This is a genomic window from Kitasatospora sp. NPDC058218, from assembly GCF_042882445.1.
Lineage (GTDB): Bacteria > Actinomycetota > Actinomycetes > Streptomycetales > Streptomycetaceae > Kitasatospora.
The window spans coordinates 1-11910 of the sequence record NZ_JBHVWC010000124.1 but is presented as its reverse complement, the minus strand read 5'-3'; the positions used below and the strand labels follow the sequence as shown (position 1 = coordinate 11910).

Annotated in this window: 10 protein-coding genes; 4 read left to right on the top strand and 6 right to left on the bottom strand. The window is 74.2% G+C overall.

Features of this window, described 5'->3' with window-relative positions; translation table 11 throughout:
- Positions 1 to 288 precede the first annotated feature (288 nt).
- Complete coding sequence (locus ACFVYI_RS41660) at positions 289 to 804, bottom strand: hypothetical protein (protein WP_387895182.1); 516 nt, start codon at positions 802 to 804, stop codon at positions 289 to 291.
- A 342-nt stretch (positions 805 to 1146) separates the two neighbouring features.
- Here ACFVYI_RS41660 and ACFVYI_RS41655 point away from each other — a divergent pair, with 342 nt between their 5' ends.
- Positions 1147 to 2673: a hypothetical protein gene (locus tag ACFVYI_RS41655; RefSeq protein WP_387895181.1), complete on the top strand. Its 1527-nt coding sequence runs from the start codon at positions 1147 to 1149 to the stop codon at positions 2671 to 2673.
- 22 nt (positions 2674 to 2695) lie between these two features.
- Here the strand turns inward: ACFVYI_RS41655 and ACFVYI_RS41650 are convergent, their stop codons facing one another.
- Positions 2696 to 3340 carry a TetR family transcriptional regulator C-terminal domain-containing protein gene (locus tag ACFVYI_RS41650; protein ID WP_387895180.1) on the bottom strand — a complete coding sequence of 215 codons (645 nt, stop codon included), beginning with the start codon at positions 3338 to 3340 and terminating at the stop codon, positions 2696 to 2698.
- 187 nt (positions 3341 to 3527) lie between these two features.
- On the opposite strand from ACFVYI_RS41650, the gene ACFVYI_RS41645 reads away from it, so the two are divergent.
- Positions 3528 to 3752 carry a hypothetical protein gene (locus ACFVYI_RS41645; protein ID WP_387895179.1) on the top strand — a complete coding sequence of 75 codons (225 nt, stop codon included), beginning with the start codon at positions 3528 to 3530 and terminating at the stop codon, positions 3750 to 3752.
- Positions 3753 to 3866: 114 nt separating this feature from the next.
- Here ACFVYI_RS41645 and ACFVYI_RS41640 read toward each other — a convergent pair whose 3' ends face one another.
- From ACFVYI_RS41640 to ACFVYI_RS41625, 4 genes are all read right to left on the bottom strand, one after another.
- Positions 3867 to 4508, bottom strand: a complete 642-nt coding sequence (locus ACFVYI_RS41640; protein WP_387895177.1) for a hypothetical protein — start codon at positions 4506 to 4508, stop codon at positions 3867 to 3869.
- A gap of 274 nt (positions 4509 to 4782) precedes the next feature.
- Entirely contained in the window at positions 4783 to 5826 is a 1044-nt protein-coding gene (locus ACFVYI_RS41635; RefSeq protein ID WP_387895174.1) for an agmatine/peptidylarginine deiminase, read from the bottom strand.
- Between the two features lie 32 nt (positions 5827 to 5858).
- Entirely contained in the window at positions 5859 to 7583 is a 1725-nt protein-coding gene (locus ACFVYI_RS41630) for an urease subunit alpha (protein WP_387895183.1), read from the bottom strand.
- Positions 7577 to 8287: an urease subunit gamma gene (locus ACFVYI_RS41625; protein WP_387895172.1), complete on the bottom strand. Its 711-nt coding sequence runs from the start codon at positions 8285 to 8287 to the stop codon at positions 7577 to 7579. Before ACFVYI_RS41625 ends, ACFVYI_RS41630 begins: the two co-directional genes overlap by 7 nt.
- Before the next feature lie 327 nt (positions 8288 to 8614).
- Here ACFVYI_RS41625 and ACFVYI_RS41620 point away from each other — a divergent pair, with 327 nt between their 5' ends.
- Together ACFVYI_RS41620 and ACFVYI_RS41615 are read left to right on the top strand one after the other, a co-directional pair.
- Positions 8615 to 9148 carry an ATP-binding protein gene (locus ACFVYI_RS41620; RefSeq protein WP_387895171.1) on the top strand — a complete coding sequence of 178 codons (534 nt, stop codon included), beginning with the start codon at positions 8615 to 8617 and terminating at the stop codon, positions 9146 to 9148.
- Between the two features lie 468 nt (positions 9149 to 9616).
- Positions 9617 to 11866 (top strand): SpoIIE family protein phosphatase, encoded by a 2250-nt coding sequence (locus tag ACFVYI_RS41615; protein WP_387895168.1) that lies wholly within the window; start codon positions 9617 to 9619, stop codon positions 11864 to 11866.
- The last annotated feature ends 44 nt before the right edge of the window (positions 11867 to 11910 follow it).

The window sequence follows — 11910 nt, the reverse complement described above, 5'->3', positions numbered from 1 at the left end:
GCGATCACCAGGGTGCCGGCGACCACCGAGGCGATGATCTTGTTCCGACGGTCGCGGCGCTGCTCGGCGGCGCGCAGCTCGGCTATCCGGGCGCGGCGGTCGAGACCTGCCTGCTTGCCGCTCGGCTTGTTGGACTGCTTCGAGGCGGAACCCATGAGGTGTCCTTGTCCCCGCCGCGCGCTTCGGGCGCGGCGGTCTGATGAGAGGGCGGAGGGGCGGATCCGTCGGCGCCGCCCCTTGCGCCGTCCGTTCGGACGGGCAGGGGGGAGGGCCGGCGGTGGGTTCCGCTCAGGACCGGTGAACTTGGAGCTCGTGCAGGTCGGGTGCCGGGCGCGGACCGTCCAGGAGCCCGCTGGACACCAGCCGGGGCTGCGCCTCGGGGGTCTGCGGGCGGGCCGTCACGGCGGGCTGCGGATGCGGCGGCGGGTTGGGCAGCTGGGCGTCCTGGGCGCAGTACGGGTGGCCGGAGCAGCCGTTGTCGCGGTGCGGCGGCTCGCCGTCGGCGGAGCACCACGTCCAGTGCCGCTTCTCCTCGGCGTGCAGCCGGTCGGACGGCGTGACGGCCGGGCCGGTGCGCGGGGCCCCGGCCTGCCGGGACGCGTGCTCCGCCCCGGACGCCCGCGGTGTCGCGGGCGCCTGCGGTGCCCCGGTCGTCGGGGAGGCCGCGACGGCCGGGCCGACGACGGTGCTCTCCGGAACGGCCGCGGCCGGGGCGGACCGGTCCGCCGAGACCGCCTGGGCCTGACCCGCGCACGGGAGCGCCGTCAGCAGCCCGACCAGCAGGAGGAACCACAGGGCACCCACCGGGCGGTCCGCGAGTACGGCCCTCCCCGGTCGGGGCGATCTGGGGGCCGACGCGGTCATGCGCACATTTAATCAGCCGAACGAGTGAAGCGATGCCCCTCCTCGGCCCCCATTTTCGGCGCCCGAACCTACCGAACACGCCGGAAACACCCTGCTCCGGGCAGTTCCGGCAAGCACGGACGGAACGGAAGCGGAACAAGGGGCGAACCCGGTGATCGGGATCATCCGATCAGTGTGCGGTTGTCGCCGAAACCCGGACAGCGTCGTTGCACTCGGAGACAATGACGTCGAGTCCGGCCCCGCCGGGGGCGGCGCGACCACGGACCGACCAGGAGCCGCCAGATGAGCAAAAAGGGTGCACCCGCACAGCAGCACCGACCGGACGACGGTTGGTGGGAAACGGTCTACGAAGGGCCGGCGGGCACCCTCCCCGACACCCCGGGCGCGGTACCGGGGGAGGGAAGCGTCGACGACTGGTTCGAGACGGCGGCCGGGCTGATCGGCCAACAGCGCACGGGCGGGCCGGCGGACGGGGAGCCCGCGCCGGAGCCCGCTGCACCGGGGCGGGACAGCATCGACGACTGGTTCGACACCGCGGTCGGTGTGATCGGGCAGCAGCGCGGACCGGAGGAGACGCACAGGTTCCAGGCCCCGGCCTGGGCGGCGGGGCCCGAGCCGGTGGCGGAGCCCGATCACGAGCCCGAGCCGGCGCCCGTCCTGCGGAAGGAACCGGAGCCGGAGCAGGCCGCGGAGCCGGAAGCCGTACGGGAGCCCGAGCCGGTGACTGAGTCGGCACCCGAGCCCGCTCCCGCCGCCGAGTCCGAAGCCGCTGACCCCGCCCCCGAGCCCGAGCCCGTTGCCGTCCCCGAACCGGACCCCGCCCCCGCGGTCGCGTCCGTGGCCCGCCCCGCCCCCCGCTCGGTGCTCGCCGACGCCGGCCCCGCCGTCCCGCACGTCGGCGAGCGGCCGCCCACCTACGGGCCCGAGCCGACCGCCGTGCCGGAGGCGGACCCGGGCTCGCTCGGCGCCGTCGTGCCGGACACCGTCCTGGAGGGGGCCCAGTACGCCAGCGCGACCCTGCGAGCCGTCTCGGTCCGCGGCGACTCCGCCCGCTACCGCGGCGAGCCCCGCCGGGACGCGCTGCTGGTGACCAGGTTCGGTGAGGGTGCGGACGGCCTGTTACTCGCCGCACTCGGCGGCTTCGACCGCACGGGCGTGGGCGCCTCCGGCACCCTCGCCGAGGCCGAGCTCGCCCCCGGGGCGGTCGCCACCGCCGCCGCCGAGTCCTGCCGCCAGCTCGCCGCCGCGATCGGCCGCAGCCGGGCCGGCCTCGCCGCGGACCTGCGCGACGGTGCGCGGGACCGCCTCCGCTACGGCCTCCAACGGCTCGCCACGGCCGCCGCCGCCCCGCTGCGCGCCCTCACCCCCCGGGCGGCGGGCGACGACCCGGCCTCCCCCGCCTCGCTGCACTGCCTGCTGCTCTCGCTCGACCCGGCGGCCTCCTACCGGGCGGCCTTCGGAGTCGGCCCGGGCGGGCTGTACCTGCTGCGCTCCGGCCACTGGATCGACGCCTACGCGGCTCGACTGCTGCACCATCCGGACGGGCAACCGCCGGTGCCGGAGGGTCCGGTGCCGGACCCGCGCCCGTTCCGCTTCCGGATGGTCCCGGCGACCCCGGGCGACATCCTGCTGCTCTGCACCCCGGGCCTGGCCCGGCCGATCGCCGACGAGCCGGCCGTCGCACACTTCCTGGCCGCCCACTGGGCACACCCCCACCCGCCGGGCACCGTGGACTTCCTGCGCCAGGTGCAGGTCCGCGCCAAGGGCTATGCGGACGACCGCACGGCGGCCGCGATCTGGACGGAGTGAGGGGCCCTCCGGGCGGTGTCCGTCAGGCGGGTGCCAGCAGGGTCCGGCAGGCGGACTCCGCCAGGTGCAGCGCCCTCGTGCGGCGCGCGCCGGGCAGGCCGAGCGCGAGCGGCACGGCGAGACCGTCCAGCAGGGCGCGGATCTGGGCTGCGCGCTCGGCCGCCCCGGTGCCGCCCGCTGCCTCGGCGCCGCCGTCCGCTCCGGCGGGTCCGGCCCTGAAGGAGCCGCCGGCCGTCCCCTCGTCGAGCAGGGCGACGAGGTCGGCGTCCCAGGGGGCCTCGATCTCCAACTGCCCCTGCCGGAGCTCCTCACTGGCGGGGGAGCGCCCCCACACCTCCACCCAGAGGATCCAGCGCGGATCGCCCGGGCCCTCGGGCAGGTAGAGCCGGGTGTAGTCGCCCAACCGCTCCCAGACGTCCCGCCCGCCGTCGGTCAGGGCGGTGTAGCGGCGGGCGCCGAGCTGGTCCTCGCTCCAGCGCAGCGTCTCCAGCAACAGCTGGTCCTTGCTGCCGAAGTAGTAGAGCAGGTGCCCGGCGCTCATCTGCAACTGTTTGCCGAGGCCGGCCATGGTGAGCTTGGCGAGCCCGTGCTCGGCGATGGCGGCCCGCGCGGTGGCGAAGACCTCCTCGCGGGGGCGCGCCGGCCGGCGCGGGCGGGCGTCCGCCATGTGCTGCTCTCCTCTGTGCTGCTGCGGCTGTGCCGCTCCGGTCCCACGATACTGGCCGTGCCCGAAGGACCACGGAGGGGGAAGCCGGCCGTTTCGCCACCCCGTTGCTGCGGGTACGTACCGATTGCCGCACGGTGCGCACCCGCATCGTCCGGGCAACGGACGACCCCGATCCGAGGGGGTGGCCATGGCCACGCTCATCGCCCTGTTCGCAACCCTGGCCGTGGTCGTGACCGGCCTGGCGGTTCACCTGCACCGCCGCCACAACGGCCCCACCGAGAACCTCGACGGCCTGCTCGCCGAACAGCAACGCCTCGCCCAGCTCCGGGCCCTGCGCTCCTCCTACACCTCGATCGCCATGCACAGCACCCACGGCCTCACCACCGACGACCCCGGCCGCCACCCGCACTGACCGGTCACGGGCAGGTGATGCCGTGCCACACGCCGCTGCCGCTGCCGCTGCCGGGAAGGCGATCGGCGAGGTGGCCTCTCCGTTCCCTGTCCGGCGTCACCTCTTCGGGCTGGACTAGGGGCAGGACTCGCCGAACTTGACGGCCTTGATGGTCACCGGCTGGCCGGTCAGCGCGGCGCCGGCTGCCGGGTCCTGGGAGCACACCTGCCAGTTCGACACCACCAGCACCATGCGGTTCTGGGGGCTCGCATCCTTGGTGCTGATCGATGTCGCCTTGTCGAGGGAGTCATGCACCACCGAGACGGCCTTGCCCTTGAAGTCGGGCATGCTGGAGCCCGCCTTGGTGGGGCCGCCGGTGCCCTGGTCCTGGGCGGGGCACGTCTCGTCGAGCTTGACCGCGCCCATGTCGATCTTGGCGCTGGTGGGATGGTCACCGGCCGCCGGGCTCTGCGTGCACACCTTCCAGTTGCGGTCGTCGATCTGGCTGCGGGACCGGCCGAGGGCGTCGTGGCTGGTGAGGGAGAAGAACCCGACCTTCTGGGCGGCGTTCTGGGCGGACTGCAGGCCCATGCCGACGAAGCCGGGCAGCGTTGCGGTCTTGGCGCCGGCCGGCGCCCCGGCCGGGTCGGCCGTAGGGGCGGCGACGGCAGGGGCACTGGTCGGTGGTGCTGCGTTGGTGGTGCTGGTGACGGGGTCGCACGCGGTGATGCCAAGGATGGCGGCTGCGGCGAGGACGGTGAGGGTGGCGCGGCGCATGGGTCCCCCTGGGGACGTGTGGCGTGTCGTGGTGAGGGGACCGTATCGGCGGGCGCCGGAGTGTGAGCGTGTAGTGATGGAGTCGTGATCAAAGGGGGGCCTTTTGCCCCGCTGGGTTCGCGCCATGAGCATGCGATCCGTGGTGTTCGACATCGGCGAAACCACGTGATCCGGATCGTGGTGGACGGGTGCCCCTGCCCGGTGTCCACTCGGGCGTCGACGCCGGGCGGCAGACGGTCGGCGGGACCGTCTGCCGCTCCCCGGGGGCCGTGTGTCAGACGGCCTTCGGCTGCTGCTGGGTGATGCAGTGGATGCCGCCGCCGTTGGCGAAGATCTCCCGGGCGTCGACGAGTTCGACGGTGCGGCCGGGGTAGGCGCGGCCGAGGATGGCGGCGGCCTCCTGGTCGCGTGGGTCGTCGAAGGCGCAGAGCACCACGGCGCCGTTGGCCACGTAGTGGTTGATGTAGGAGTAGTCGACCGGCTCGCCGTCCTCGTCCAGCAGGACGGTGGGGGCGGGCAGTTCGACGACCTCCAGGGCGCGGCCCTGTGCGTCGGTGGAGGCGCGCAGGATCGCCACCAGCTCCTGGCACACCTGGTGGTCGGGGTGGGCCGGGTCCGGCTGGACGTGGGCGACCACGACGCCGGGGCGGACGAAGGAGGCGACGATGTCGATGTGGCCGCGGGTGCCGAACTCGTCGTAGTCGCGGGTGAGTCCGCGCGGCAGCCAGATCGCCTTGGTGGTGCCGAGGTGGGCGTGCAGCTCGGCCTCGACCTCCTCGCGGGTCCAGTCGGAGTTGCGGCCCTCGCCGAGCTGCACGGTGTCGGTGACGAGCACGGTGCCCTCGCCGTCGACGTGGATGCCGCCGCCCTCGTTGATCAGGCGGGAGGCGAAGCGCTGAACGCCCGTCAGTTCGCTGATGTGCTCGGCGATGTGCTGGTCGTTGTCCCAGCGGGCCCAGGACTGCGCGCCCCACCCGTTGAAGATCCAGTCGGCGGCGGCCAGCGAGCCCTTGCCGTCGATCAGGAAGGACGGGCCGATGTCACGCATCCAGGCGTCGTCCAGCGGGCGCTCGACGATCTCGACCTCGGGGGAGACGTACTTGCGCGCCTGCTCGGTCTCGCCGGTGTTGACCACCAGCGTCACCGGCTCGTACCGGACGACGGTGTTGGCCACCGCGGCCCAGGCCTCGCGCCCGGCGTGCAGGTGCTCCGGGCTGTCGAAGGTCGGGTTGGTGGTGGGGAAGGCCATCCAGGTGCGCTCGTGCGGGTGCCACTCGGCGGGCATCCGGTAACCGAGCGAGGCGGGGGTGGGGGTCATCTTCGCGTCCTAGGAAAGAAAGTGAGGGTGGGTCAGAGGAAGTACAGGCGGCTGAGCGAGACGCTGTCGGCGGGCTCGGAGCGCAGCGGCGAGCCGTCCAGCGAGACCAGGCCGGTCTCGGTGACCTGGACGTTGCCGATCCGGGCGTTGCGGACCATGTCGCGCGGGCCGATGCCGCGGGTGTTCCGCACGCCGACGCGGCGGCGCCTGGTCGGCATGCCGTCGGCGGCCCGGTCGAGGTAGGCGCCGTCGGCGGCGGCCTGGGCGACGAAGGCGACGGAGATGTCGGCGGCGGTGGCGCCGTGGGCGCCGAACTGGGGGCCGAGGACGAGGGGTTCGCAGCGGTCGGTGGAGGCGTTGGGGTCGCCGACGACGCCGTAGGCGGGGAAGCCGGCCTTGAGGACGAGTTGGGGTTTGGCGCCGAAGTGGTCGGGGCGCCACAGGACGATGTCGGCGAGTTTGCCGATCTCGATGGAGCCGACCTCGTGGGCGAGGCCGTGGGCGATGGCGGGGTTGATGGTGAGTTTGGCGATGTAGCGCAGGACGCGTTCGTTGTCGTCGCCGCCGTCGGTGGTGCCGTAGGAGCCGGTGCCGTCGAGGGGGCCGAGTTCGGCCTTCATCTTGCCGGCCATGGCGAAGGTACGGCGGACGGTCTCGCCGGCGCGGCCCATGCCCTGGGCGTCGGAGGAGGTGATGCCGATGACGCCGAGGTCGTGCAGGACGTCCTCGGCGCCCATGGTGCCGGCGCGGATGCGGTCGCGGGCCATGGCGGCGTCGCCGGGGAGGTCGACCTTGAGGTCGTGGGCGGAGACGATCATGCCGAAGTGTTCGCCGAGGGCGTCGCGGCCGAAGGGCAGGGTGGGGTTGGTGGAGGAGCCGATGACGTTCTCGACGCCGGCCATCTTGAGGACGTTGGGGACGTGGCCGCCGCCGCAGCCCTCGATGTGGAAGGCGTGGATGGTGCGGCCGTCGAGGACCTTGAGGGTGTCCTCGACGGAGAGGCATTCGTTGAGGCCGTCGGTGTGGAGGGCGACCTGGACGTCGTACTCCTCGGCGACGCGCAGGGCGGTGTCCAGGGCGCGGGTGTGGGCGCCCATGTCCTCGTGGACCTTGAAGCCGGAGGCGCCGCCTTCGGCGAGGGCCTCGACGAGGGGGGCCGGGTCGGAGGAGGAGCCGCGGCCGAGGAAGCCGATGTTGACGGGCCAGGCGTCGAAGGCGTTGAAGGCGTGGCGCAGTGCCCAGGGCGAGTTCACCCCGACCCCCCAGACCGGGCCGAATTCCTGGCCGATGATCGTGGTGACGCCGGAGGCGAGCGAGGCCTCCATGATCCGCGGGGAGAGCAGGTGGACGTGGGTGTCGATGGCGCCGGCGGTGGCGATCATGCCCTCGCCGGACACGATCGTCGTCCCGGTGCCGACGACGACGTCCACACCGTCCAGGGTGTCCGGGTTGCCGGCCCGGCCGATGGAGGCGATCCGGCCGTCGATCAGGCCGATCGAGGTCTTGCGGATGCCCTGGACCGCGTCGATCACCAGCACGTTGCTGATCACGACGTCGCAGGTGTCGCGGACGGCGGCGGCCTTGAGGTGCAGGCCGTCGCGGGCGGTCTTGCCGAAGCCGGCCAGGAACTCCTCGCCGGGTGCCTGCGAGTCGGACTCCACCCGGACGATCAGACCGGAGTCGCCGAGCCGGATCCGGTCCCCGGCCCGGGGGCCGTGCACCGCGATGTAGTCGTGCGGGGTGATGGAGCTCACGATTCCACCTCGGCGTCGTCGAAGTTGGTCAGGTAGCCGGTCGCGCGGGCCTTGGCCAGGGCGGCCTCCTTGGCGCCGGGCGCGTCCAGCGGGCCGTCCACCAGCCCGGCGAAGCCGATCGCGACCCGCGTGCCGCCGATCGGCACCAGGCCGACCTCGACGGTGGCGCCCGGGTCGAAGCGCACCGAGGACCCGGCCGGCACCGCGAGGTGGGTGCCGTAGGCGGCTCCGCGGTCGAAGGCCAGGCGCGGGTTGGCCTCGAAGAAGTGGAAGTGCGAGGTGACCGAGATCGGCACCCCGGAGGTGTTGTGGACGGGCAGCACCACCGTCTCCTCGACGGGGTCGTAGCCCGTGCCCGCACCGAGCAGCGCGCCGCCCGGGGCGTCGTCGCCGAGCGAGCCGGCGCCCTTGAACGGGTCGTTCACCACGGCCAGCCGGGTGCCGTCGTCGAAGACCGCCTCGACCTGGACGACGGTGACCACGTCCGGGACGCCGGGGAGCACGTCGTCGGCGGTGAGCACGCTGCGCCCGGCCTCGATGGCCTCGGCGAGGCGCCGGCCGTCGCGGGCGGCCTCGCAGACGGCGTCGGCGATCAGGGCGTGCGCCTCGGGGATGTTGAGGCGTACGCCTCGGGCGCGCCGGGCGCGGGCCAGCTCGGCTGCTGTGAAGATCAGCAGCCGGTCCCGCTCGGTGGGAGTCAGTCGCACGGTTCCTCGCTCGCGGTCGCCGGGGAGTGCCGGTGGGTGCCGGGGATGAAGTTAGAACGGCGTTCAAACATCTCGGGCCATTGAACCCGGACCCGGCCGCTCTGTCCAGCGTTGCCCGAAAACGGCTCGTACGCATCGCAAACCTGTCCGGCGCGGGCAGTTGGATCACGAGGACCACGCCGTGCCCCTTTCACCCCAGGTGATCGGACGCACACTGTTCCAAACGCCGAAAGCTGGGCATGAGGATGGTGGTCAGAACGAGGCGGCCACCCGACCGGCGGGGGATCCGGCAGCGGGTGCCCGGATTGAGGGCGGGGGCATGTGGTGATGGACGGTCAGTCGCGATTCCCGCGGCAGCGGACGGGCTCGGGGGATGCCTTCCGGTCCAGGCCCCAAGGGGGCGCACCGGGTGCGTCCGGGGTCACCGGCACGGCGGGCCAGGCGCTGCCGAGCACCCCGGCGCCGGGGTGTGCGCTCAACCGCCGGCTGCACCTGGCGGTCGACGCGGCCGATCTGGTCGCGGTCGGCGCGGTCCGCCGGCGGCTGCGCTCCGCGCTCGGCCACTGGGGGGTGCCCGAGCTGGCCGACACGGCCGAGCTGCTCTCCTCCGAGCTGGTCACCAACGCGCTGCTGCACACCGGTCAGGGCGCGGTCTTCGACGCGGTGCTCACGGCGGACCTGCGGCTGCGGATCGAGGTCCAGGACGGCGTCACCCGGCTGCCCGGCCGCCGCCGGGACCCGGACGCCGAGTACGCCACCTCGGGGCGCGGGCTGATGCTGGTCGAGGCGCTGGCGGACTCCTGGGGCGTGCAGCTGCGCGGGGACGGCAAGGTCACCTGGTTCGAGCTGGTCACCGCCTGACCCTTCTGCCCGTCCCCTCTTCCTGTGTCCCGGCCCCACCTGTCGCCCCGCGCCCCGATCCGCGGCCCGCCCCTCGCGTTGCCGCCGGCCCGCCCCCCCGCGCCGCCGTCCGCCCGCTCCTCGCGCCGCCGCCGTTGCTGCCCGGCGGCCCCGGCGCCACCCGTTCGGCGCAGTCCACGGACGCCGGCCGACCGGGCGTCCGAACCGGCAGTACCAGGTCGTTCGCTGCCGAACGGCACCCCCGGGCGAAGGCCGAGCCGAATATTCCCGGCCCGGTGCCATTGCCGCTCGGCCGAACATTGGCCAGGATGGTGGGAATGTGTGTCCACGTGCGGCAGACAGCGGGGAGACCTCACCTCGACTGACAACCGCCCGGCGGCACGGTCCGATCGAGCACCACCCACTCACACTGCCACGCGGCCAGGCCGGACAGTCGGCGCGGCCCGTCACGGCAGCGGCAGGAGCAGCATGCCCACTGAGCCCGAGTCACCGGGGCCGGCGCTTCCTCCCGGCCAGTCCACGGCCGGGTCGGGGCGGGCGAGACCACCCGCCCAGGCGGTGCGCAGGCACGCGCTGCGAACGGCGCCCGGACTGGCCGCAGGCCGGCTGGCACCGATGCTCTCGGGAGGCCTGCCCGTCGCCTCGGGGGACTCCACGCCGGACTGGCTGGAGCCCGCGATGGCCGCCAACGGCATCGGCTCCTTCGACTGGGACATCCGCCGCGACGTCCTGGAGGGCGACCAGCGGGCCTGCGCGATCATGGGTCTGGACACGGCCGAGCGGGACCGCTTCGACCGCACCTCCGCCTCCTTCCTGGCCCTGCTGCACCCCGAGGACGCGCCCGTGGTGCGCCGCCGGGTCGAGCGGGCGGTCGCCGAGCTCGGCCAGTGCGGCGCCTACTACCGCACCGTCGGGCCGAGCGGCGCGATGCGCGCCGTGCGGTTCCGCGGCCGGGTCCTCGCGGACGCCTTCGGCCGGGCCTCACGGATGGTCGGCTTCATCTGGGACGCCACCGTCGAGCTGCGCAAGCGCGATCGCGCCGACCGGATGGCGCTGCTGCGGGAGGAGCGCTCGCGGTTCATCAAGGAGGCCGCCCGCGCGCTCTCCGAGGCCGTCACCGTCCGTGACGTGGCGCGGGTCTTCACCGAGCTCCCGCTGCCCGGGCTGCCGCCGGACGGCCTGGTACTGGCCTCCTTCGAGTCCGGCCGGGTGCAGATCCTCGGCGCCTCCGGCTACCGGCCGGAGGAGCTCTCCTTCTGGGACCGCTCGGTGCTGCCCGCCGACCACCCGGCGGCCGAGGCGCTGCGCAACCGGGCGCCGGTCTTCATCGCCAGCCGCGAGGAGTTCCTGGAGCGCTACGCGCGGGTGTGGACGCCGACCAGTCGGACCGGCCGCAGCTCCTGGGCGTTCCTGCCGCTGGTCGCCAGCGGCCGGCCGATCGGCGTCTGCCTGGTCAGCTTCGACGACGACCGCCAGCTGGACGCCGACGAGCGCACCCTGCTGTCGACCCTCGGCGGCCTGGTGGCGCAGTCGCTGGCCCGGGCCCGGCTGCACGACGCCGAGCACGAGCTGGCGGCCGGCCTGCAGCGGGTGATGCTGCCGCGCACCGTCCCGTCGGTGCCCGGGGTGACCACCGCCGTCCGGTACCTGGCGGCCGGCTCCGGTCTGCAGATCGGCGGCGACTGGTACGACGTCGTCCCGCTGCCCGGCGGGCACGTCGGGCTGGTGATCGGCGACGTCCAGGGGCACGACGTGCACGCCGCCGGGATCATGGGCCAGCTGCGGATCGCGCTGCGCGCGTACGCGGCCGAGGGCCACCCGCCGGCGGCCGTGATGGCCCGCGCCTCCCGCTTCCTCGCCGACCTGGACACCGACCACTTCGCCACCTGCACCTACGCCGAGGTCAACGTCGACTACGGCGTGGTCTACGCCGTCCGGGCGGGTCACCTCGACCCGGTGGTCCGCCGGGCCGACGGCACCGCCGCCGTGGTCCAGGTCGCCGGCGGGCTGCCGCTGGGCATCGCCCCGGACGAGGAGTACCGGGTCACCCGGTTCAGCCTGGACCCGGGCGAGACGGTGCTGCTCTGCACCGACGGCCTGGTCGAGGCGCGTGGCATGGACCTCGACGACGGCATCGCCCGGCTGACCGAGGTGCTCGCCGGACCGCTCGCCGAGCGCGCGGAGGGCCGGGTCGACCCGCTGGAGGAGCTGGCCGACCGGATCTCCTCCCAGGTCGCCTACTCCAGCGAGCGCGAGGACGACATAGCGCTCCTGCTGCTGCGCTGGGACGGGCCGGAGGGCGGCCTGGCCGCCCAGCAGCTGCGTCGCCGGATCGGGCAGGCCGACCTCGCCCGGATCTCCGAGGTGCGGGCCGAGCTGCGCGACGCGCTGCGCCGCTGGGGCGTGGCCGAGCTGGTGGACACCGCCGAGCTGCTCGTCTCCGAGCTGGTCACCAACGCGATCCGGCACACCGACCGGGACGCCATGTTCACCGCCCGGCTCTACCGCGAGTCGGCCGCGGACGGCGGCCGGGCCCGGCTGCGGGTCGAGGTGGAGGACGAGTCCGACCTCTGGCCGACCCGCCGGACGCCGGGGGAGCAGGCCTCCTCCGGGCGCGGGCTGATGCTGGTCGAGGCGCTGGCGGACGGCTGGGGCGTGGAGCCGCGCGGCTCGGGCAAGCGGATGTGGTTCGAGCTCACCGCCACACCGGCGGCCTGACCGGCCCGGACCGGGCCCGGGGTGGGTCGGACCCACCCCGGGCC

Bases quoted from the DNA above. Each gene is read 5' to 3' on its own strand.
- ACFVYI_RS41655 (WP_387895181.1), top strand. From the start codon at position 1,147: ATGAGCAAAAAGGGTGCACCCGCACAGCAGCACCGACCGGACGACGGT.
- ACFVYI_RS41635 (WP_387895174.1), bottom strand. From the start codon at position 5,826: ATGACCCCCACCCCCGCCTCGCTCGGTTACCGGATGCCCGCCGAGTGG.
- ACFVYI_RS41650 (WP_387895180.1), bottom strand. From the start codon at position 3,340: ATGGCGGACGCCCGCCCGCGCCGGCCGGCGCGCCCCCGCGAGGAGGTC.
- ACFVYI_RS41615 (WP_387895168.1), top strand. From the start codon at position 9,617: ATGCCCACTGAGCCCGAGTCACCGGGGCCGGCGCTTCCTCCCGGCCAG.
- ACFVYI_RS41620 (WP_387895171.1), top strand. From the start codon at position 8,615: ATGGACGGTCAGTCGCGATTCCCGCGGCAGCGGACGGGCTCGGGGGAT.
- ACFVYI_RS41640 (WP_387895177.1), bottom strand. From the start codon at position 4,508: ATGCGCCGCGCCACCCTCACCGTCCTCGCCGCAGCCGCCATCCTTGGC.
- ACFVYI_RS41645 (WP_387895179.1), top strand. From the start codon at position 3,528: ATGGCCACGCTCATCGCCCTGTTCGCAACCCTGGCCGTGGTCGTGACC.